The organism is Streptomyces kronopolitis, assembly GCF_014646275.1.
GTDB classification, from domain to species: domain Bacteria; phylum Actinomycetota; class Actinomycetes; order Streptomycetales; family Streptomycetaceae; genus Streptomyces; species Streptomyces kronopolitis.
This window is the reverse complement of sequence record NZ_BMND01000022.1, coordinates 13,356-34,257: the sequence shown is the minus strand read 5'-3', so window position 1 is coordinate 34,257 and position 20,902 is coordinate 13,356. Positions and strand designations below refer to the sequence as shown.

The window sequence follows — 20,902 nt, the reverse complement described above, 5'->3', positions numbered from 1 at the left end:
CGTTGCCGGGTGTCCCGCCGTGCTTGTTTCTGTTCGTTTTTTTCGCCTTTGGCGGGGCGGGGTTGGTTGTGGGGTGGGGTCCGGTTGCTGCGTGGGTGGTGGCGGTGGCAGGGGCTCCGGGGTGTGTTGTCGGACTGCTTCGCTTTACGTCCGACAACACACCCCTCCGCCCCTGCCCCCTCCCGTAGTTGTGGGGCCCCACCCCGGCGGGGGGAGTGTCAAAGACAAAAGCCAGAAGCTCGGCCTATCCATTGGGAGGCCGAGCTTCTGGCTTTTTGACCATTCCCCTCACCGGGCGGGGGTGCCGATCCGGACGGGAGGGGGTGGGCCGGAGGGGCCTGTGTGTGGACGTAAAGCGAAGCAGTCCACACACAGGCCCCGGAGGTCCACCACCGGCACCCACCACACACCAAAGGCGCCCCCGCCCAACCACACCCCACCCCGCCGGAGGCGAAAGGCGCCCCCGCCCAACCACCCCACCCCGCCGAAGGCGAAAGACAGAACAGACGAGGCACGGTGCCACAGCCGAAAACGTCCGCCGCTGCCCGGCGCTAAAGCCGATGCGCCGCACCGGCCGGCGTCGCCCCCCGCGTGTCCAGGAGGAGTTGGGCCTTGACCGACAGGCCCTGGAGGTCATACGTGCGATGGGCCTGGAGCAGCACGGTGAGGTCCGCGGCGGCAGCCGCTTCGTAGAGGGAGTCGGCGCGGGGGACGGGGCGGTCCAGGACGTTCCACCGGTGGACGTAGGGGTCGTGGTAGGTGAGGTGCGCGCCCAGTTCCCGCAGGCGGGAGGCGATCTCGTGGGCCGGGGAGCCGGTCAGGTCGGCGATGTCCGGCTTGTAGGTGACGCCGAGCAGCAGGACGCGGGCGCCGCGGGCGGATTTGCCGTGGTGGTTGAGGAGGGTGGCGCAGCGCTGGATGACGTAGCGGGGCATCCGGGCGTTGACCTCGTGGGCGAGTTCCACCATGCGGAGCGGGTGGCCCGGTGAACGCCCCGTGCGGGCGAGGTGGTTGGGGTCGATGGGGGCGGCGTGGCCGCCGACGCCGGGGCCGGGGCGGAAGGACTGGAAGCCGAACGGCTTGGTCTCTGCGCAGCGGATGACGTCCCACAGGTCGACGCCGATGTCATGGCAGAAGACCGCCATCTCGTTCATCAGCGCGATGTTGAGGTGGCGGTAGTTGGTCTCCAGCAGCTTGGTGGTCTCGGCCTCGCGCAGGCCGCGGGCGCGGACGACCTTGTCGGTGAGGCGGTTGTAGAAGGCGGCGGCCGCCTCCGTGCAGGCGGGGGTGAGGCCGCCGATGACCTTGGGGGTGTTGGCGTAGTGGTGGGTGCGGTTGCCGGGGTCGTGGCGGCCGGGGGAGCAGGCGAGGTGGAAGTCGCGTCCGGCGGTGAGGCCGGAGCCCTCCTCCAGGAGGGGGCGCAGGAATTCCTCGGTGGTGCCGGGGTACGCGGTGGATTCGAGGATCACCGTGGTGTGCGGGCGCAGCTGTGCGGCCAGGGTGCGGGCGGCGTCGGCGATGCCGCCCAGGTCCAGGGTGCGGTCCTCGCCGAGGGGGGTGGGCGCACAGATGACGGCGGTGCGGACGCGGCTGAGGGCGGTGGGGTCGGTGGTGGTGCGGAAGCCGGCCGAGAGCAGGCGGCGGAGTTCGGTGGCGGACAGCGGCCCGTCGGCGCCCGAGAGGGCGGCGGAGTGCGGGTCGGGGTCGTAGCCGAGGGTGGTGATGCCGGCGGTGGTGGCGGCCTGGGCGAGGGGGAGGCCGAGGTGACCGAGTCCGATGACGGCGAGATCTGCGGGCATGCTGCGGCCGTCCTTCCCGAGCGACTGCGAATGACGTGTGCGCATGACGTATGCGGATGGCGCATAAGTAGACTAAGCGGATATTTGACCCAGAATAGGGATTGGTGGATCAAGGCGGCGGGGTGTTGCCGTCGTGAGCGGAGGGTGGATACCGGAACGCAGCGCGGACAGAATCGACGGACCAGGGGGTGTGGCCCCGATCACAGCGGGAGGCAGCGGTGCAGACAGCGATACTGGGACCGGCGCAGCGGGCCGAGGCGCTCGCCCGAATGGCGGAGCGGGAGCTGGACATCCTCGTGGTCGGCGGGGGAGTCGTCGGCGCGGGGACCGCGCTGGACGCGGCGACCCGCGGCCTGTCCACCGGGCTCGTCGAGGCGCGGGACTGGGCCTCGGGCACGTCCAGCAGGTCGAGCAAGCTCATCCACGGCGGTCTGCGGTATCTGGAGATGCTGGACTTCGCGCTGGTCAGAGAGGCGTTGAAGGAGCGGGGGCTGCTGCTGGAGCGGCTGGCGCCGCATCTGGTCAAGCCGGTGCCGTTCCTCTATCCGCTGCGGCACAAGGGCTGGGAGCGCTGGTACGCGGGCGCGGGCGTGGCGCTGTACGACGCGATGTCGGTCTCCTCGGGGCACGGCCGCGGGCTGCCCGTGCACCGGCACCTCTCGCACAAGCGGGCCCTGCGGGTCGCGCCCTGTCTGAAGAAGGGCGCGCTGGTCGGGGCGTTGCAGTACTACGACGCCCAGATGGACGACGCGCGCTATGTGGCGACGATGGTGCGGACCGCGGCGTCCTACGGGGCGGCGGTCGCCAACCGGGCGCGGGTGGTGGGCTTCCTGCGCGAGGGCGAGCGGGTGGTCGGCGCGCGGGTGGAGGACGTCGAGGGCGGCGGTGAGTACGAGATCCGGGCGCGGCAGATCGTCAATTCCACCGGGGTGTGGACGGACGACACCCAGGCGCTGATCGGGGAGCGCGGGCAGTTCCACGTCCGGGCGTCGAAGGGGATCCACCTGGTCGTCCCGAAGGACCGGATCCATTCGACGAGCGGGCTGATCCTGCGGACCGAGAAGAGCGTGCTGTTCGTCATCCCGTGGGGGCGGCACTGGATCGTGGGGACCACGGACACCGACTGGGATCTCGACAAGGCGCATCCGGCGGCCTCCAGCGCGGACATCGACTATCTGCTGGAACACGTCAACGAGGTGCTCGCGACACCGCTGACCAGGGACGACGTGGAGGGCGTCTACGCCGGGCTGCGTCCGCTGCTGGCCGGGGAGTCGGACGCCACCAGCAAGCTGTCGCGCGAGCACACCGTCGCCCATCCGGTACCGGGCCTGGTCGTGGTCGCGGGCGGCAAGTACACGACGTACCGGGTGATGGCGAAGGACGCGGTGGACGAGGCGGTGCACGCGCTCGACCAGCGGGTCGCGGAGTGTGTGACCGAGGACGTGCCGCTGGTCGGGGCGGAGGGCTACCGGGCGCTGTGGAACGCGCGGGCCCGGATCGCGGCGCGCACCGGGCTGCACGTGGCGCGCATCGAGCATCTGTTGAACCGTTACGGCGCGCTGGCCGAGGAGCTGCTGGAGCTGGTGGTGGCCGACCCGTCGCTGGGCGAACCGCTGGCGGCCGCGGACGACTATCTGCGGGCCGAGGCGGTCTACGCCTGTACGCACGAGGGCGCCCGGCACCTCGACGACGTGCTGACCCGGCGCACCCGCATCTCCTTCGAGACCTTCGACCGCGGCGCCCGCAGCGCCCGCGAGGTGGCCGAGCTGATCGCCCCGGCGCTGGGCTGGGACGACGACCAGGTCGAGAAGGAGATCGCGCACTACCACAAGCGGGTCGAGGCGGAACGCGAATCGCAGCGCCAGCCGGACGATCTGACGGCGGATGCGGCGCGGCTGGGCGCGCCGGACATCGTGCCGCTGTAGGCCGCGAGCCCTACGGCCGGGAGTCCTACGGCCGGGGCGGCGGGCCGGTGCTGGTGCCGGGCCGGTCCTCGGGTCGCCGGGGGCAGAACTCCGCGGTCAGGACGTCGGTGCCGTGCGCCGGGTCGGCCAGATGGTCGGTGTTGAGGCGGTAGCTGACGACGTGACGGCCGTCGGCGGTGCCCGCGGTCCGGGCGAAGGAGCCGTTGATGTCGCCGTCGTGGCCCCAGACCGTGACGCCGCAGGGCAGCTCGGTGGCGTACAGGCCGAGGCCGTAGGCGCCGCCGGTGCCCTTCTCGCTGCGTATCTCGGCCATCTGGCGCGGCGCCAGGAACCGGCCGCCGAGCAGCGCGGAGAAGAAGCGGTTGAGATCGCCGAGGGTGGTGATCATCTCGCCGGCCGCGCCGGCCCGGCTGGGGTCCAGGGAGGTGGCGTCGACGCGGTGGTGGCCGACGCGGGAGTAGGCCCGGCCGTGCGGCTCGGGCAGCGCCGGGTCGGTGCCGGGGAAGGAGGTGTGGCCGAGACCGGCGGGGGTCAGGAGGCGGTGGCGGATCTCCGTGGCGTACGGGTGCCCGGTGACGGCCTCGATGACCAGTCCGAGGACGAGGTAGTTGGTGTTGGAGTAGGCGTAGCGGGCGCCCGGCGCGGCCACCGGGGGGTGGCCGAGCGCGATCCGCAGCAGCTCGCCCGGGGTGTGGCTGTCGTAGCGGTGGGTGCCGAAGCCCGCGCCGCTCAGCTGCCGGGACAGCCGGGGGTCCGCGGTGTAGTTGAACAAACCACTCGTGTGGTCCAGCAGCTGGCGGATCGTCACCCGCCGCAGATCGCTGCCGGTGCCGTTCCCCCTGGTCGGGAGGCCGGGCGGGAGGTGGGCGGCGGCGCTGTCGTGGAGGGTCAGCCGGCCCTCGCCGACGAGTTGCAGGATCACCGTCGCGACCAGGGTCTTGGTGATGGAGCCGGCCCGGAAGTGGTCCTGCCGCCCGATCCGGCGGCCGCTGTGCAGATCGGCGACCCCGGCCGTGGCGAACCGCGCGGCCGAGGGGGCGCCCGCGCGGGTGGTGAGGGCGGCGGCGCCCGGCGCACCGTCGCGGACCAGACGGCGCAGTGCGGACGCGGCCTTCTCGCCGGACGGACCGGGCGGGGCCGGGCGGGCCGTCGCCGTCCCCGCCGCCGGCGTTCGGTGGGCGACGTGCGCGGGTGGGGCGGGGGAGAGGACCGGCCGGGCGGTGCAGGCCACCAGGGCCAGCGCGGCCAGCACGCCCGTGTGGACCGCGGCGTGGCGGCGCCCGGCCGGGCGCGGGTCACCGGCCGGGGCCGGGCGCGGCGGGCGCATCGTCATCGGGACTCCCGTTCGTCCGGGCCATCATGACGGGTACGCGGTGTCGCCCGGCACCGACCCGGGCCTTCCGCATGGCTCCGGATGAGGGAGAATGAAGGCTCTGCCAGGGTGGGTTGTCCGAGTTGGGTCAGTTTGGTGATCGATGGGACGTCGAAGCTGCCAACTCGACTGGATTGCAGAGGGGATTCAGTGGGTGACGAGGTCGAGATGGACGGCAAGGAGGGCAGGCTGCTCGCCGGCCGGTACCGGCTCGCCGATGTTCTCGGCCGGGGCGGTATGGGCACCGTATGGCGGGCACGCGACGAGGTCCTGGGCCGTACGGTCGCAGTCAAGGAACTGCGCTTCCCGGGCGGGGTCGAGGAGGACGAGAAGCGTCGTCTGATCACCCGTACGCTCCGCGAGGCCAAGGCGATCGCCCGGATCCGGAACAACGGCGCCGTGACGGTCTATGACGTGGTCGACGAGGACGACCGCCCGTGGATCGTGATGGAGCTGGTCGAGGGCCGCTCGCTGGCCGAGGTCGTCCGTGACGACGGACCGCTCACCCCGCGCCGCGCCGGCGAGGTGGGCCTGGCCGTGCTCGACGTGCTGCGTGCCGCGCACAGCGAGGGCATCCTGCACCGCGATGTGAAGCCGTCCAACGTCCTGATGTCCGACGACGGCCGGGTCGTGCTGACCGACTTCGGCATCGCCCAGGTCGAGGGCGACCCCTCCGTGACCTCGACCGGCATGCTCGTCGGCGCCCCCTCCTACATCTCCCCGGAGCGCGCCCGCGGCCACAAGCCCGGCCCGCCGGCCGACATGTGGTCGCTGGGCGGCCTGCTGTACGCCTGCGTCGAGGGCGTGCCGCCGTACGACAAGGGCTCGGCCATCGCCACCCTGACCGCGGTCATGACCGAGCCGGTCGAGCCGCCGAAGAGCGCCGGCGTCCTGGAAGAGGTCATCTACGGGCTGCTGGTGAAGGACCCGGCGGCCCGGCTGGACGACGCCGGCGCGCGGGCGCTGCTGCTGGACGTGGTGCACGCCCCCGAGCCGCAGAAGCCCGAGCCCCCGCTGGACGAGACCCGCGCCATGGTGCTGCCGACGGCGCCCAAGGAGCGGGCGGAGGCGAAGCCCAAGGCCGCGCCGAAGCCCGCCCCGAAGGCGCGGCCGGCGCGCAAGCCGAAGGCGAAGCCGGCCGCCTCGACGGCCGCCGAGCCGGCGGCCGGGAGCGCGAGCGGATCCGGTAGCGCCCCCGTGGACGAGAAGCCGGCCGCGCCCGGCAAAACCGCCGCGGCGCGTACGCCGGAGCGGACCGGGCGCCCGCAGAAGGCGGCCGCGAAGCCCGCCCCGGACGCCGCCGGTGCCGCGCCGGCGAAGGCGGAGGCGGCGAGCAAGACGACCGCCGTGGAAGCGGACCGTCCGGCGGGCGCCCGCCCCGGGTTCGACACCGAGGCCGCCAAGGAGCGGATGCGCGGGGCCCTGCAGACCGTGCGCGCCGCTGCCGCCGCCGCGAAGGCCCGTGTGGAGGCCCGTGCGGACGCCGGGTCCGGCGGCGGCAACCGCCCGTCCACCCGGGCGTCGGTGACCGATGTCGTCCCGCGCCGCACGCTGATCATCGTGGCCGTGGTCGTCGCCCTGGCGGTGCTGGGCACAGTGCTGGCCCTCACGCTCAGCGGCGACGACTCCGCGCAGACGCACGGCAAGGCGGCCGGCGCGCACGACAAGGCGGCCTCCGCGGGCCGGACCAAGCCCTCGGCGGAGTCGGACACCTCCGGCGGGGACACCGCGAAGGACGCGCCGGGCGATCCTGCCCCGCAGTCGACGGAGGTCACACCGGCCGGCGACACGAGCGGTACGGACGCCGGGGACGGCAAGGGAGACAAGGGCGGCAAGGCGGTGCCGGACGGCTTCACGGATGTCTCCAACGGCGGCTACCACTTCCGTATGGCGATGCCCAAGGACTTCCACCAGACGGGCACCGCGGGCCAGGGCTCCGGCGTCATCTACAGCGCCTCGGGCGGCTTCCCGCGGGTCCAGATCGACTACAACGCCAAGCCCGGCACCGACGCGGCGGCCTCCTGGCGCAGCCTGGAGCCGGCCGTCCGCGGCTCCAGCGAGGACTACCACCTCATCGGCATCAAGTCGGTGAAGTGGCGGGACTATCCGACGGTCGCCGACTGGTCGTTCACCCGCCGGCAGAGCGGGCAGAAGGTCCGGGTCCTCGACCGCGGCTTCCGGGCCGACGACCAGCACGGCTACGCGATCATGATCACCTGCAAGGCGGACGCCTGGTCGGACAAGGCGTGCCAGGAGCTGATCCACACCGCCTTCAAGACCTTCGCGCTCAAGGACTGAGGACGGTCCGGGTGAAGAACGGACGGGGCGCGCGTCGTTGGGCCGAGCGGGCCGCGCGCTCCGGCGGTGGCACGTATCGTGAGACGGCGAGGACCGTACGCATCCGCAATCGGCGGGAATGCGACCGGAAGTGACCGGAGGCGCCGGCGCCGATGGGCGGCTCCGGCGCGCGACGGCAGACACAGTGCGCGCTGCGGGGAGGCGTCGTGGACGAGTACGCGGGACGGGTGCTCGCCGAGAGATACCGCCTGCCGTTGCGGCCCCTCGGCGAGGACGAGTTCGCCGAGACCCGGGCCTTTGACACCTTCAGCGGGCAGGAGGTCCTGCTCCGCCAGGTGCCGCTGCCGGAGGTCGTCGAGGCGGAGGTCGTGGGGGCCGAGCCGGTGGGTCCGCCTGCGGCGGGGCCCGGCGGCCGTCCGGGCGGGGCGCGCCCGCCGGGCGTGTCCGCGGCCGACCGCAACCCCCGGGATCCCGCCGTGCGGCGCGCGCTGGAGGCCGCGACGACGGCGGCCCAGCTGGCCGACCACCCCCGGCTGGAGCAGGTCTTCGACGTCTTCGTGCAGGACGGCAGCCTGTGGGTGGTCGCGGAACTCCTCACCGCGCGCCCGCTATCCGCGCTGCTCGCCGAGCGGGCGCTGTCCCCGCACCGCGCCGCGGAGATCGCCGCGGATCTGCTGGCCGCGCTGCGGGTGCTGCACGCGGACGGCTGGCTGCACCGCAACATCACCGCCCGTACGGTCCTGGTCTGCGACGACGGCCGGGCCATCCTGACCGGTCTGGCGGCGGGCGCGGCCCAGGAGGCGCTGTGCGGGGACGAGCCGCCCGCCGCGGCCGGGACCCCGCATGCCGCGGCGGCACCGGACGGCCCGGCGGCGAAGGCCCCCGCGCCGGGCGGATCCGTCGACCGGACCTCACTGACCAAGTCCGCGCCGGACGAGCGGCCCGCGGCGGACGGCGCCGCCACCGCCTTCGGCCGCCCCAGCGCCGGGCTCGCCGCCGAGCGGGCGCGGCAGGCGCGGCTGACGGTGATCGGCCCGGTCACCGAGCGCTGGGCGCCGGAGCAGGCCGGACCGGTCCACACGAACTGGCAGCTGGCGCCGCCGGTCGGTCCGGCCACCGACCTGTGGGCGGTCGGCGCGCTGCTCTACCGGTGTGTGCAGGGGGAGCCGCCGTTCCCGGAGGACAGCGCCGCCGAGCTGGCGCAGCTGGTCTGCTCCCGGCCCCCGGCGGTGGCCGAGGAGTGCGGGGCGCTGCGGCCCGTCGTCGAATCGCTGCTGCGTCAGGACCCCGTCGACCGTCCGGACTTCGAGGAGCTGAACGGCTGGCTGCGGTCGCTGATCCGTACGGCGCCGGAGCCGGTGGCGCAGAGCCGGCCGGTGACCGTGCCGGCGCTGGAGCAGGAGGCCGATCCGCGGCGGCTGCCGATCGTGCGGCGCCGCGGTGAACTCGTGCGCAAGGGGCGGCACAAGAAGACCCGGGCGTCCCGGCGGGCCCGGCCGCAGCCCGCACCGGCCGCCGTCGCGGCCGCCGCACCGCTCGCCCCACCGCCGACCGCGCCGCTCGCCCCACCACCCGCCGCACCGGCGCCGCGCGATGCCGCGCCGGAAGCGGAGCAGTCCACTCCGCTCGCCCCCGCCCCCCGTCCGCCCCGCCCCCCGAAGCAGCCCAAGCCGCTCCGGCCGCCCCGGCAGGCCCGGCCCGTCCGGCCGTCCGCGCCGATGGGGGCCGGGACCTCGGCAAGCGAACCGGCCGGGCAGCACGGCCCGGACGCCGCGCCCCCGTCGCCGCGCCCGGCCCGCGGCCCGCGCCCGCCGGTCCGGCTGCTGCTGGTCGCGGTGGTGGTGCTGCTCGTCGGCGCGGTCGTCTACGCGCTGGCGTTCCTGCCGGACTCCGGCCAGGACTCCAAGGCCGGCGGGCACGGCGCGGCACATCCGGGCGCGAGCGCGGCGCCCGGCCGCAGCACCGCACCGTCCGACGGCGGCGAGCGGGGCGGCGGCACCGGCGCGTCGCAGACCACCGCGCCCGCGGGCGTCGCCAAGGGCTTCGAGGTACGCACCGACCCGGAGGGCTTCCAGGTCGCGGTCCGCAAGGGCTGGCAGCGGCGCGGGGCCAACGACCGGCGCCAGGTGCGGTATGTCGGCGGGGACTACGAGCTGGTGGTCGTGCCCGGCCGGGACACCACGGCGCGCTTCGGCACCGACCCGATGGCGTACCTCCAGAACAAGGAAGCCGAGCTGGCGCCGTACCGCTCCTCGGGCTGGGCCTCGGCCTCCGGTCTCCAGCGGATCGACGTCGGGAAGACGGCGATGGCCGAGGGCACCTTCTCCTGGCGCGACAACAGCGGCCGGGTGGTCTACGTCCGCAACCTCGCGATGATCCACAACGGCCGCTACCACCTCGTCCTGGTGATCGGCCCGGACAGCGGGCGGCGCGAGATCGACCAGCTGTACGCGCAGGCGACCAGCGCCTACCGCCCGGGCTGAGCCGGGTCCGTGCGAGGGGTCGCTCGCGAAGACTTGTAACTGACGAATCGTCAAATCACTTGCAGCAGTGGGGAGTCGACGTCTTGTTGACTCGCCGCGCTCGCGGTTAAGCTATTTCTGACGGAGCGTCAGTTTCATCGACGCCTGTCGGCCCGGCCGGACACGGGGTGAGGGGACGACGATGGGAAACCCCATGGAGCCACCGCGCCTGCCCGGCGCCGACGACCTGGTGAGCCCGCCCGCGAGCCGCCGCCCGCCCGGCGCGGGCCCCGGTCGGTAGGCGCGCCATGGACCTCACCTTCACGGAGGAGGAGGACGCCTTCCGGGCGCGGCTGCGGCGATGGCTCGGCGAGGTGATGCCCGCCCTCCCCGCGAAGCCCGCGGCGGACGACTGGCCCGGCCGGCGGGCGTATGACGCGGCCTGGCAGCGGATGCTGTACGACGCCGGATACGCGGGCCTGCACTGGCCCGAGGACGCCGGCGGGCGGGGCGCCACCCCCACCCAGCACCTGATCTTCCTGGAGGAGACCGAACGGGCCGGCGCCCCCTATGTCGGGGCGAACTTCGTCGGGCTGCTGCACGCCGGGCCGACCGTCGCCGCCGAGGGGAGCGCGGAGCAGCGGGCCCGCTGGCTGCCGCCGATCCTGCGCGGCGACGAGATCTGGTGCCAGGGCTTCAGCGAACCGGACGCCGGCTCCGACCTCGCCGCGCTGCGCACCACGGCGGTGCGCGACGGGGACCACTACGTCGTCAGCGGCACCAAGCTGTGGACCTCGCACGCCGAGGTCGCCGACTGGTGCGAACTCCTCGTCCGCACCGACCCGGACGCGCCCCGGCACCGCGGCATCAGCTGGCTGGCGATGCCCATGGACGCCCCGGGGGTGACGGTCCGGCCGCTGCGCACCCTCGCCGGCTCGGCGGAGTTCGCCGAGATGTTCCTCGACGAGGTCCGGGTGCCGATCAGCCACCGGGTCGGCGCGGAGAACGACGGCTGGCGGGTGACGATGGTGACGCTGTCCTTCGAGCGTGGCACCGCCTTCGTCGGCGAGGTGGTGGCGTGCCGCCGGATGCTCGGCGCCCTCGCCCGCACGGCCCGCGACAACGGCCGCTGGGACGACGCCGTGCTGCGCCGCCGGCTGGGCCGGCTGCACGCGGAGTTCGCGGCGCTGTGGCGGCTGACCCAGTGGAACGTGAGCGAGGCGGCCGCCGCCCGGCCGCCCGGCGGTGGGGGCGGGGGCGTCCCGGGGACCGGCGGCTCCGTCTTCAAGTTGCGCTACTCGCACGCCCGCCAGGAGCTGTACGACGCGGCGGCCGAGGTGCTGGGGGCCGGTGCGCTGGACGCGGACCACGAGTGGGTGGCCGGCCGGCTGTCGTCCCTCTCGTACACCATCGCGGCCGGCACCTCGCAGATCCAGCGCAACATCGTCGCCGAGCGGATCCTCGGCCTGCCGAAGGGGCGGTGACCGGCCGGTGGACTTCCAACTCACCGAGGACCAGCGGGCGTTGCGGCGGGCCGCCCGGGAGCTGCTGGCCAAGCGGTTCGGGCCGGACCGGCTGCGGGCCGCGGTCGGTGACCCGGCGCCGGACCGTGCGCTGTGGCGGGAGCTGGGCGCGGCCGGGTTCTTCGCGCTGCGGCTGCCTGAGGAGGCCGGCGGGGTGGGGCTGGGGCTGCCGGAGGCGGTGCTGGTCCTGGAGGAGACCGGGCGGGCGCTGCTGCCCGGACCGGTGGTGGCGTGCCAGCTGCTGGCCGGGGTGGTGGACGGGGTCGCGTCCGGGGAGAAGATCGTCGGGCTGTGCGAGGGCGGGCGGGAGCCGGTGCTGTGGGAACACCCGGCCGCCTGCGATGAGTTGATCTTGGTGGAGACCGGCACGGAGTGCCGCGACGGCGTGGGTGGGGGCGCACGGGGGCGCACGGCCGGTGTGTGCCGTAGCGCGGCGGAGCGGGTGTCCTGCGCCCCCTTTGCCTCCGTCGATCCGCTGACCCCGCTCGCCCGCGTCACGGGGCTGCCGCGCGCCGAAGCCCTCGCGCTGGACGCCTCGCGACTGCGCCGCGAGGCCGCCCTGCTCACCGCTGCCCAGCAGCTGGGCAGTGCGGCCCGGACGGTCGAGCTGGCGGTCGCCCACGCCCGCCGGCGCGAGCAGTTCGGCGCCCCCGTCGGCTCGTTCCAGGCGGTCAAGCACCTCTGCGCGCAGATGCTGGTACGGGCGGAGATGGCCCGGTGTGCGGTCTACGCGGCATCGGTCACGGAGGGTGATCTCGATGTCACCGGGGCGAAGTTGCTGGCCGACGAGGCCGCGGTGCGCAACGCACGGGACTGTGTGCAGGTCCACGGAGGGATGGGCTTCACCTGGGAGGCCGATGTCCATCTGCACCTCAAGCGGGCCTGGCTGCGGGCGGAGTGCTGGGGCACCGCCGGCGAGGCGGAAGAACTGCTGGCAGCAGGCTTGATCACCTGACGGCGGGGGTGGGGCGGTGACGGCGGTGCCGGGAGGGGCGGAAGTCAGACTCTGGCAACCTCTGCGCGAAATGCCGGACTCACTACGCAGAAGTGGTCACGGAGGGTCGATATCGGGTTGTGTCCTAGGCGTGACTCGTCACAGGGGGGAGTCGGCGTTCCGCTCGGGTACGCTCCGTTGGGTGCGAGTGGTTCTGAGGCGCAACGAACCCGGTGTCGTCGTGGCGACGGCTCCGGGTGACGGACTGCGCGCCGCCCGCCCAAGGCGTGGGCCCGGTCGCCCCCCTTGTTCGACTCCCCGCAAAGTGCGTCGCACAGTATGCAGGATGCATACTCCCTTGCGCTGGAATATGCCCGAAGCGCTTGTTGGGGTGACTCAACGTCAACCATGCTGTGCTCCACCGGGGTCACGCACCGTGACTCCGTGGAGGCGCGAGGCGATGTTTCCGCCGGTTCGGATGGTGTGAGCGGTGCAGGTGCTTCAGGTGCAGTTGGACGTACGACCCGACCCCGCGGAGGTGGGGCGGGCTCGGCGATGGGCCCGGTCGCGGCTCGTGGGCTCGGGTATAGGGGTCGATGAGCCGGTGGCGGAGACGCTGATCCTGCTGATCTCCGAACTCGTCACCAATGCAGTGGTCCACACCGGCGCGTCGGCCGTGCTCCGGATGTGCTTCTCCGGGTCGGGCGCCGTGGTGGGCACCGTACGGGTCGAGGTCGCGGACGCCAGCGGCCGCCCGCCGCGCCAGCGGCACGCCGAGGGCGACGACACCAACGGCCGCGGCCTGGAGCTGGTCGACGGCCTGGCCGACCGGTGGGGCTGGCAGCAGGAGGGCACCGGCAAGCGCATCTGGTGCGAGGTGGACCGCGGCCAGCCGCTGCTGATGGCGGCGGGGGCCGATCTGGGGACCTTCGAGCCCCGTCACGCGGCGCCGCGCGCCGTGACCCACCAGGCGTAGACGCGCGCGGGCCGGCACCCACCCGCGCCGCTCACCCCGGCGCGGAGGGTGCCCCGGCGCGGCCGCTTCAGAGCACCGCCACCGGCGCGACCGGTGCGCCGGTCCCGCCGACGAAGGGCTCGGCCGTCGCGGACAAGAAGAACGCGCCGCGCCCCGCCTCCGCGCAGGCCGCGGACAGCTCCTCCAGATTCCAGTTCTGGCCCTGCGGCATGCCCATCTCGACCAGATGGAGGGCGTGCACCGGCATCCACAGGTCCTCGATCTCCGGCGGGAAGATCTCGAAGGTCAGGGTGTCGTTGGCGACCGCCGCGACATCGCGCGCCCGGAACCATTCCGGGGTGCGCAGCGACAGGCCGGGTGACGGGAAGGCGTACGCCTGGCGGTCGCCGTCCAGGTAGTGCCGCAGCTGGCCGGTCCGTACGAGGACGATGTCGCCGGGCCGGACCGCGGTGCGCGCCAGTTCCTCGGCGGCGTCCAGGTCCTCCGGGGTGACGGCGTGGCCGGGGGGCAGCCGGTCGGTGCCGTGGGCGCGGGCCACGTCCAGCAGGACGCCGCGGGAGACGATCGGGGTGGCGCGCTCGATGCCGAGGGCGGTGGCGCCGAGATGCGCGGTGACCGTGTGGGCGGGGCGGCCGTTGTAGAGCCGCCCGGAGTGCGAGACATGGGCCAGGCCGTCCCAGTGGGTGGCGCACTGCAGGCCCATGGTGACCGCGTCGTCCGAGGTCGCGACGGTGCCGGGGCCGAAGATCTCGTGGTTGACGGCGGTCATGGTGTGCAGCGGGTTGACCCGGCCGGGGATCGCGCCGGTCTGCACGCCGTCCTGGCGGAGCGGCAGGGCGAGCGGGACGCGGCGGCCGCTGCGGACGCAGGCGGCGGCCTCCCGTACGACCCGGCCGGTGATCAGGTTGAGGGTGCCGATCTCGTCGTCCGCCCCCCAGCGCCCCCAGTTGTTCACGCGTGCGGCGATGTCGTGGAACTCCTGCGGCAGGGGCATCAGGCCCTCCTCGGGGCGGCGGGGTCCGTTCGGCCCGGGGTCTTGTGTTCGTACCGGGTCTGCTCAAAAATCTAACGGTCCGTCAGAAACTGTGGGAGGGGCTGGGCATGGGGAACTTCTTGGCCGGCAAGGTGATCGCGGTCACGGGGGCGGGCCGGGGCATCGGCCGGGCGGTGGCGCTGGCCTGCGCGGCACAGGGCGCACGGGTGGTCGTCAACGACTACGGCGTCTCCATCGCGGGCGGTGAGCCGAGCAGCGAGGTCGCCGAGGCCGTGGTCAAGGAGATCCGGGCGGCGGGGGGCGAGGCGGCCGCGGTCGCCGACGACGTGTCCACCATGGCCGGCGGCCAGCGGATCGTGGACACCGCGCTGGCGCAGTACGGGGCGATCGACGGTGTGGTGTGCGTGGCCGGGATCCTGCGCGAGCGGATGCTGTTCAACATGTCCGAGGAGGAGTGGGACCCGGTCGTCGCCACCCATCTGAAGGGGACGTTCACGCTCTTCCGGGCGGCCTCGGCGGTGATGCGCCGCCAGGGGTCGGGCACCCTGCTGGGGTTCACCAGCGGCAACCACCAGGGCTCGGTGTCGCAGGCCAACTACGCCTCCGCGAAGGGCGGGATCATCTCGCTGGTGCGCAGCGCCGCGCTGGGCCTGCACAAGTACGGGGTGACGGCCAACGCGGTGGCGCCCGTCGCGCGCACGCGGATGTCGGCGAACGTGCCGATGGAGCTGACGGAGATCGGCGAGCCGGAGGACGTGGCGGCGCTGGTCGTCTACCTGCTGAGCGAGCGGGCCCGGGAGATCACCGGGCAGGTCTACACCGTGGCCGGGCCCAAGATCGCCGTATGGGCGCAGCCGAGGGAGCTGCGCTCCGTATATGCCGACGAGGGCGGGTGGACGCCGGAGCGGGTGGCGGACGTGCTGCCGGGGTCGGTGGGCACCGATCCGATGCCGATGCTGGCGCAGCTGTCGCGGATGGCCGCCGCGGCCGCGGCCAAGGAGCGGCCCAACCGGTAACGGGTGGGGCCGAAGCGGCAGATGGGGCCCGTGCGGGGGCGGTCGGCGGTGGGTGCGTGGGGAGGGCGGCGTGGACTTCGGTTTCGGGCATGCGGACGACCAATTCCGGGCGGAGGCCCGGGGCTGGCTCGGGAGTCATCTGGTGGGGCCGTACGCCGAGTGGGCGGGGCGCGGCGGACCCGGCAGCGAGCACGAGGGGGCCGCGGTGCGCCGGGCCTGGGAGCGGGAACTCGGGGCCGGGGGATGGATCGGGCTCGGGTGGGACTGCCCGGAGGGCGCGTACGGCAGCCGGCCGGTGAGCCTGACCCGGCAGGTCGTCTGGGCCGAGGAGTACGCGCGCGCCCGGGCGCCGGGGCGGGTGGGGCACATCGGGGAGAACCTGCTCGCGCCGACGCTGCTCGCGCACGGCGACGAGGCGCAGCGGCGGCGGTTCCTGCCGCCCATCGCCCGGGGCGAGGAGCTGTGGTGCCAGGGCTACAGCGAGCCGGACGCGGGCTCGGACCTGGCGGCGCTGCGGACGGTGGCGGTCCGCGACGGCACCGGGTACCGCGTCACCGGGCAGAAGATCTGGACCTCGCTGGCCCGGGAGGCCGACTGGTGCTTCGTGCTGGCGCGCACCGATCCGGGCGAGCGGCGGCACCGGGGGCTGTCCTTCCTGCTGGTGGCGATGGACCAGCCGGGGCGGATCGAGGTGCGGCCGATCCGCCAGATGTCCGGGACGGCGGAGTTCAACGAGGTGTTCTTCGACGGCGCGGTGGCCGGGCACGTGGTCGGCGGGGAAGGGGCCGGCTGGCGGGTCGCGATGGGGCTGCTGGCGTGTGAGCGGGGGGTGTCCACGCTGGTGCAGCAGATCGGGTTCGCCGCCGAGCTGTCCGCGGTGCTCGCCGCCGCGGTCCGGTGCGGGACGCTCCGCGATCCGGTGCTGCGCGAGCAACTCCTGTCCCAGTGGGCCGAGTTGCGGGTCATGCGCTGGAACGCGCTGCGGACCCTGGGCGCGGCCGGGGACGCCGGTGCGCCGAGCGTCGCCAAGCTGCTGTGGGGCGGCTGGCACCAGCGGCTCGGGGAGCTGGCGATGCGGGTGCGGGGCGCCGCGGCCGCGCTGGGGCCGGTCGACTGGAGCGCGCGGGAGCCGTACGCGCTCGACGCGTGGCAGCGGCTGTTCCTCTTCACCCGGGCCGACACCCTCTACGGCGGTTCGGACGAGATCCAGCGCAACATCATCGCCGAGCGTGTGCTCGGCCTGCCCAGAGGGGAGCGGTGATGAGAGGCGTCATCTTCGACGGTGAGCGGCCGCGGGTCGTGGACGACCTGGAGGTGCGGGCGCCGGGGCCGGGCGAGGTGCTGGTCGGGATCCGGGCCGCGGGCCTGTGCCACAGCGATCTGTCGGTGATCGACGGGACGATCCCGTTCCCGGTGCCGGTGGTGCTGGGGCACGAGGGGGCGGGGGTGGTGGAGGCGGTCGGCGCGGGCGTCGACCATGTGGTGCCCGGCGACCATGTCGCGCTGTCGACGCTGGCCAACTGCGGGGCGTGCGCGGAGTGCGACCGGGGGCGGCCGACGATGTGCCGCAAGGCGATCGGGATGCCCGGCAAGCCGTTCCGGCGCGGGGAGGGCGAGCTGTTCAACTTCGCGTCGAACTCGGCGTTCGCGGAGCGCACGGTGGTCAAGGCGGTGCAGGCCGTCAAGATCGACCGGGACATTCCGATGGCGTCGGCCGCGCTGATCGGGTGCGGGGTGCTGACCGGGGTCGGGGCGGTGCTCAACCGGGCGAAGGTGGACCGCGGGGACTCGGTCGTGGTGATCGGCGCCGGCGGCATCGGCCTGAACGTGCTCCAGGGGGCGCGGATCGCCGGGGCGTCGACGATCGTGGCGGTGGACGCCAACCCCGCGAAGGAGCCGGTGGCGCGGCAGTTCGGGGCTACGCACTTCATCGACGCGTCGGCGGTGGCGGACAGCGTCAAGGCGGTGAAGGCGATCCTGCCGACCGGCGCCGACCACGCCTTCGAGTGCGTGGGCAGCACCCGGCTGATCCGGCAGGCCGTCGACCTGCTGGACCGGCACGGGCAGGCGGTGCTGCTCGGGGTGCCGCCGGCCACCGCCGAGGCCTCGTTCCTGGTGTCCTCGATGTATCTCGACAAGTCGATCCTGGGCTGCCGTTACGGGTCGGCGCGGCCGCAGCGGGACATCGCGCTGTACGCCCGGCTGTACCGCGAGGGGCGGCTGCTGCTGGACGAGCTGGTGACCCGGACGTACCCGGTGGAGGACTTCGCGAAGGCGGCGGACGACGCGCACCACGGGCGGGTGGCGCGGGGGGTGTTGACGTTCGGGTAGGGGCTTTGAAGAGCCCCTAGGGGGCGGGGCGTCGCGGCTGTCGGACCGGGGCCGGGCGGGGCTCGCGGCCGGGGGCGCGGCTCGGTCCGGTGGCCGCCCGGGGGCCTGCGCGGCCGGGCGGGTCGTGGGGGCGCCGTTACGCGTCGGCCGCCCCGTCGCCCTCCCTCACGGACTCACGGACGGAACCGGCCGAAGCCGCCGCGGTGGAAGAGGAGCGGGCCGGTGCGGGCGGCGGCCGGGTCCGTGCCGAGGGCCTCGACCCGGCCGACCACGATCAGATGGTCGCCGCCGGTGTGCACGGCCTGGACCGTGCAGTCGATCCAGGCGGGGACCTCCGCCAGCCGGGGCGATCCGGTCGCCGGCGCGGGCCCGTAGGAGACGCCGGCGAACTTGTCGCCACCGCGGACCGCGAACCCGCGGCACAGCGCGCCCTGGTCCGCGCCGAGGATGTTCACGCAGAACACGCCGGCGCGGGCGATCCGGGGCCAGGTGGTCGACGTGCGCCCCACCATGAACGCCACCAGCGGCGGATCGAGGGACAGCGAGGCGAAGGACTGGCAGGCGAAGCCGGCCGGCTCCGGGTCCCCGGGGGACGTGATGATCGTGACGCCGCTGGCGAAGTGCCCCAGGACATCGCGGAATTCGGCCGGATCCAGCGGGGCGCGCTCGTCGTCACGCACGGCGCGCAGCGCGGGCCGCGGTGGCGCGGAGGGTGATGCGGCGGCTGTGGTGGGCGCGCCGACGGAGCGCAGATACCGCACGGCCGTGGCCGCCATTCCCGCATGTCCCATCATGCCTTTCATTGAATCTGATGCAGCGTCAGATGTGAAGCCCGGTGCGGCGGCGGGCCACCCGCACGTGTGGTTTACCGGTGGATCAGGCCTGGTCTCGGCGGATTCGCGCGAGATGGCCGGCGGATTCCCGATTGCGCCCCGCCCGCACGGGCAGCCTCCTGCACGGCCGCGACCGCGGCCGCACACGGGGAGAGTTCCGGTACATGGCCGATGCGAGACCGACGCCGGCGTCGCCCGCCGCGTCACCCACCTTCGACGAGGTCTTCTGCGGGCTGCTGCCCCGCCTCTACCGCAGAGCGGTGATGCTCGCGGGATCGAGACAGTCCGCGGAGGACGTGGTGCACGAGGCCTACCTCAAGCTCGCCCGCCGCCCCCAGCGCTTCCTCGCCCACCCGGAGCCGTACGCCTACGCCTTCACCGCCGTGCTCAGTGTCGCCCGCGACGCCCACCGCAAGGATCGGCGGCAGGTGCTGGTCGACGGCATGGCGGAGGTCGAGGAGACCGGGGCGGGCGGGGCGGCCGCGGGCGGTGGGCCCGGCGGCTGGGACGGTGGGGTGGAGCGCCGGCAGGCCGAGATCGAGGCGGTGCGCCTGCTGGGGAAGCTGTCGCACCGGCAGGCCGGCATCGTCATCCTCGTCGACCTCGACGGCTACACCCTCGACCAGGCCGCGAAGATCATGAAGGTGCATCGGGGCACCGCCGCCCGCCATCGCGCCCGCGCGCTGGACAGGCTGCGTGCCTTCCTCGTTGAATCCGAGCACGGGCAGGCCGGGAGGTGAGCGGCGCGGTGGGTGTGGGGTCACGGCACGACAGTGGTGCGGGCGGCGGCGGACGGGATACCGGGGGCGGCCGGGGGGACGGCGCCGGCGACGATGCCGGGGCGCTGCTGCGCGCACGGCTGCGGCGCGCGGACGAGCAGATCGAGACCCCGCCCGGCCTGTGGGACCGCGTCAAAGGGCCCGGCACCGGACCGGTGCCGTGGGCGGTGGCGCCGCCCCGGAGGCGGCCCTACGCGGTCGTGCTCGCGGTGGCGGCCGCGGTCGCGGCGGTGCTGCTGGGGGTGTGGTGGCTGGTGCGCCCCGGGCCGGTGGCCGTGCGGCCGTCCGGGCCGCCCCGGACGGTGAAGATCGATGTCTACAACAGCGAACGGGCCTGCCGCACCGGCCGTTCCCTGGAGTGCGCGCTGCGGCTGGCCAGGGACCCGCGCACCGCGTACGCCGCGCGCGGCAACGCCGCCGGCCGGGTCTGGCACGGCGATGAGGTGACCGCGCGCTGTGTCGTGACGGACGGCCTGCTGATCCGCGACGAGGCGGGTGTCACCTCCACCCGCTGGTATCTGGTCACCAGCGGGCAGGGCGTGCGCGGGTGGCTCCCGGGGGTGCGGACGCGCAACACCCGCGAGGTGCCGGAGTGCGCGGACGACATGCCGTAGGGCGGGTGAGAGCCGGGGTGACGGGGCCCGGCGGCCCGGTGTGGTGGGGGCCGGGTCAGCGCCCCCGGTACACCGGGTCACGGCGCGCCACGAAGGAGGCGACCCCCTCCTGGGCGTCCGCCGTCGTCATGTTGATCTCCTGGGCGGTGGCCTCCGCGCCCAGCGCCGCGGCCCGGTCGCCGTCGAGCGAGGCGTTGACCAGCTGCTTCGTCAGCGCCAGCGCGCGGGTCGGGCCGGTGGCCAGCCGCTCGGCCCACTCCCGTGCCACCGCCGCGAGTTCGCCGTCCGGGACGACCCGGTTGACCAGCCCCAGCCGCTGCGCCTCCGCGGCCGGCACCGCGTCGCCGAAGAACAGCAGCTCCTTGGCGCGCTGCGGGCCGATCAGCCGCGGCAGGAGGTAGGCGCCGGCGCCGTCCGGGACCAGGCCGCGGCGCACGAACACCTCGATGAAGCGGGCCGATTCGGCGGCCAGCACCAGATCGCAGGCGAGCGCGAGATGGGCGCCGAGCCCGGCCGCGGTGCCGTTGACGGCGGCGATGACCGGCTTCTCGCAGTCCAGCACGGCCGTGATGAGCCGCTGGGCACCCCGGCGGATCATCCGGGCGACATCTCCGGCGACCCGCTCCCCGGTGGCGGGCGCGCCGCGCAGATCGGCGCCGGCGCAGAAGCCGTTGCCGGTGGCGGTCAGGACGACGGCGCGTACGTCCGGGTCGGCGGAGGCGTCGGCGAGCCGGTCGATGAGGCGTTCGCGCTGCTCCCAGGTGACCGCGTTCCGCACCTCCGGCCGGTTGAGGGTGAGCCGGCGGACGCCGTTGTCAGTGGTCTCGAGTATCAAGGAGTCGACGGGATCCGCGCGGTCGGCAGGGCCGGGCCGGGCGGTGCGGCCGTCGGGCCCGGCGGGCTCGCCGGGCGCTTCGGGAGGAACGGACGCGGGGGACGGTGAGCGGGTCATGGGGGAGCGGCTCCAAAGGGGACGGCCGGGAAGTCTGCGCCGGGTCGCGGAAGGGGCGTTGCTCTTATGGCGGTGGGCGTGGTGGTTGCTGTCG

Annotated in this window: 16 protein-coding genes; 11 read left to right on the top strand and 5 right to left on the bottom strand. The window is 74.3% G+C overall.

Annotated features, from left to right (window positions below):
• Positions 1–551: 551 nt before the first annotated feature.
• Entirely contained in the window at positions 552–1,799 is a 1,248-nt protein-coding gene (locus IEY78_RS22385) for a nucleotide sugar dehydrogenase (RefSeq protein WP_189101031.1), read from the bottom strand.
• A 218-nt stretch (positions 1,800–2,017) separates the two neighbouring features.
• Between IEY78_RS22385 and IEY78_RS22380 the strand changes: the two genes are divergently transcribed.
• Positions 2,018–3,724, top strand: coding sequence for a glycerol-3-phosphate dehydrogenase/oxidase (locus tag IEY78_RS22380; RefSeq protein ID WP_189101029.1), 1,707 nt, complete (start codon positions 2,018–2,020; stop codon positions 3,722–3,724).
• A 25-nt stretch (positions 3,725–3,749) separates the two neighbouring features.
• Here IEY78_RS22380 and IEY78_RS22375 read toward each other — a convergent pair whose 3' ends face one another.
• On the bottom strand, positions 3,750–5,057 hold the full coding sequence (locus tag IEY78_RS22375) for a serine hydrolase domain-containing protein (protein ID WP_189101027.1): 1,308 nt from the start codon (positions 5,055–5,057) through the stop codon (positions 3,750–3,752).
• A gap of 189 nt (positions 5,058–5,246) precedes the next feature.
• On the opposite strand from IEY78_RS22375, the gene IEY78_RS22370 reads away from it, so the two are divergent.
• The 5 genes from IEY78_RS22370 to IEY78_RS22350 all read left to right on the top strand — a co-directional run bounded on the left by IEY78_RS22370 (position 5,247) and on the right by IEY78_RS22350 (position 13,289).
• Positions 5,247–7,394 (top strand): serine/threonine-protein kinase, encoded by a 2,148-nt coding sequence (locus tag IEY78_RS22370; RefSeq protein ID WP_189101025.1) that lies wholly within the window; start codon positions 5,247–5,249, stop codon positions 7,392–7,394.
• Positions 7,395–7,600: 206 nt separating this feature from the next.
• On the top strand, positions 7,601–9,877 hold the full coding sequence (locus tag IEY78_RS22365; protein ID WP_189101023.1) for a serine/threonine kinase C-terminal domain-containing protein: 2,277 nt from the start codon (positions 7,601–7,603) through the stop codon (positions 9,875–9,877).
• Positions 9,878–10,164: 287 nt separating this feature from the next.
• Positions 10,165–11,340, top strand: a complete 1,176-nt coding sequence (locus IEY78_RS22360) for an acyl-CoA dehydrogenase family protein (protein WP_189101022.1) — start codon at positions 10,165–10,167, stop codon at positions 11,338–11,340.
• Positions 11,341–11,347: 7 nt separating this feature from the next.
• Complete coding sequence (locus IEY78_RS22355; RefSeq protein WP_189101020.1) at positions 11,348–12,334, top strand: acyl-CoA dehydrogenase family protein; 987 nt, start codon at positions 11,348–11,350, stop codon at positions 12,332–12,334.
• A 469-nt stretch (positions 12,335–12,803) separates the two neighbouring features.
• Positions 12,804–13,289: an ATP-binding protein gene (locus IEY78_RS22350; RefSeq protein WP_189101018.1), complete on the top strand. Its 486-nt coding sequence runs from the start codon at positions 12,804–12,806 to the stop codon at positions 13,287–13,289.
• A gap of 67 nt (positions 13,290–13,356) precedes the next feature.
• Here the strand turns inward: IEY78_RS22350 and IEY78_RS22345 are convergent, their stop codons facing one another.
• Positions 13,357–14,283, bottom strand: coding sequence for a cyclase family protein (locus IEY78_RS22345; protein WP_189101016.1), 927 nt, complete (start codon positions 14,281–14,283; stop codon positions 13,357–13,359).
• A 107-nt stretch (positions 14,284–14,390) separates the two neighbouring features.
• Between IEY78_RS22345 and IEY78_RS22340 the strand changes: the two genes are divergently transcribed.
• The 3 genes from IEY78_RS22340 (at position 14,391) to IEY78_RS22330 (ending at position 17,630) form a co-directional block, all read left to right on the top strand.
• Positions 14,391–15,299, top strand: coding sequence for an SDR family oxidoreductase (locus IEY78_RS22340; RefSeq protein WP_189101014.1), 909 nt, complete (start codon positions 14,391–14,393; stop codon positions 15,297–15,299).
• A gap of 70 nt (positions 15,300–15,369) precedes the next feature.
• On the top strand, positions 15,370–16,560 hold the full coding sequence (locus IEY78_RS22335; RefSeq protein WP_189101012.1) for an acyl-CoA dehydrogenase family protein: 1,191 nt from the start codon (positions 15,370–15,372) through the stop codon (positions 16,558–16,560).
• The gene (locus IEY78_RS22330) at positions 16,560–17,630 is read left to right on the top strand and encodes a Zn-dependent alcohol dehydrogenase (RefSeq protein ID WP_189101010.1); all 1,071 of its coding nucleotides are present in this window, start codon (positions 16,560–16,562) and stop codon (positions 17,628–17,630) included. The genes IEY78_RS22335 and IEY78_RS22330 overlap by 1 nt, the downstream gene beginning before the upstream one ends.
• 173 nt (positions 17,631–17,803) lie before the next feature.
• Here IEY78_RS22330 and IEY78_RS22325 read toward each other — a convergent pair whose 3' ends face one another.
• The gene (locus IEY78_RS22325) at positions 17,804–18,433 is read right to left on the bottom strand and encodes a flavin reductase family protein (protein ID WP_229700120.1); all 630 of its coding nucleotides are present in this window, start codon (positions 18,431–18,433) and stop codon (positions 17,804–17,806) included.
• Between the two features lie 194 nt (positions 18,434–18,627).
• Here IEY78_RS22325 and IEY78_RS22320 point away from each other — a divergent pair, with 194 nt between their 5' ends.
• Together IEY78_RS22320 and IEY78_RS22315 are read left to right on the top strand one after the other, a co-directional pair.
• Positions 18,628–19,203 carry an RNA polymerase sigma factor gene (locus tag IEY78_RS22320; RefSeq protein ID WP_189101008.1) on the top strand — a complete coding sequence of 192 codons (576 nt, stop codon included), beginning with the start codon at positions 18,628–18,630 and terminating at the stop codon, positions 19,201–19,203.
• A gap of 8 nt (positions 19,204–19,211) precedes the next feature.
• Positions 19,212–19,856: a hypothetical protein gene (locus IEY78_RS22315; RefSeq protein WP_229700119.1), complete on the top strand. Its 645-nt coding sequence runs from the start codon at positions 19,212–19,214 to the stop codon at positions 19,854–19,856.
• Between the two features lie 55 nt (positions 19,857–19,911).
• Here IEY78_RS22315 and IEY78_RS22310 read toward each other — a convergent pair whose 3' ends face one another.
• Positions 19,912–20,808: an enoyl-CoA hydratase/isomerase family protein gene (locus IEY78_RS22310; RefSeq protein WP_189101004.1), complete on the bottom strand. Its 897-nt coding sequence runs from the start codon at positions 20,806–20,808 to the stop codon at positions 19,912–19,914.
• Positions 20,809–20,902 lie beyond the last annotated feature (94 nt).

What these genes read in the sequence shown, in the direction of transcription:
- IEY78_RS22385 (WP_189101031.1), bottom strand. Translation starts at nt 1,799, where the DNA reads ATGCCCGCAGATCTCGCCGTCATCGGACTCGGTCACCTCGGCCTCCCC.
- IEY78_RS22375 (WP_189101027.1), bottom strand. Translation starts at nt 5,057, where the DNA reads ATGACGATGCGCCCGCCGCGCCCGGCCCCGGCCGGTGACCCGCGCCCG.
- IEY78_RS22360 (WP_189101022.1), top strand. Translation starts at nt 10,165, where the DNA reads ATGGACCTCACCTTCACGGAGGAGGAGGACGCCTTCCGGGCGCGGCTG.
- IEY78_RS22345 (WP_189101016.1), bottom strand. Translation starts at nt 14,283, where the DNA reads ATGCCCCTGCCGCAGGAGTTCCACGACATCGCCGCACGCGTGAACAAC.
- IEY78_RS22340 (WP_189101014.1), top strand. Translation starts at nt 14,391, where the DNA reads ATGGGGAACTTCTTGGCCGGCAAGGTGATCGCGGTCACGGGGGCGGGC.
- IEY78_RS22330 (WP_189101010.1), top strand. Translation starts at nt 16,560, where the DNA reads ATGAGAGGCGTCATCTTCGACGGTGAGCGGCCGCGGGTCGTGGACGAC.
- IEY78_RS22325 (WP_229700120.1), bottom strand. Translation starts at nt 18,433, where the DNA reads ATGAAAGGCATGATGGGACATGCGGGAATGGCGGCCACGGCCGTGCGG.
- IEY78_RS22320 (WP_189101008.1), top strand. Translation starts at nt 18,628, where the DNA reads ATGGCCGATGCGAGACCGACGCCGGCGTCGCCCGCCGCGTCACCCACC.
- IEY78_RS22310 (WP_189101004.1), bottom strand. Translation starts at nt 20,808, where the DNA reads ATGACCCGCTCACCGTCCCCCGCGTCCGTTCCTCCCGAAGCGCCCGGC.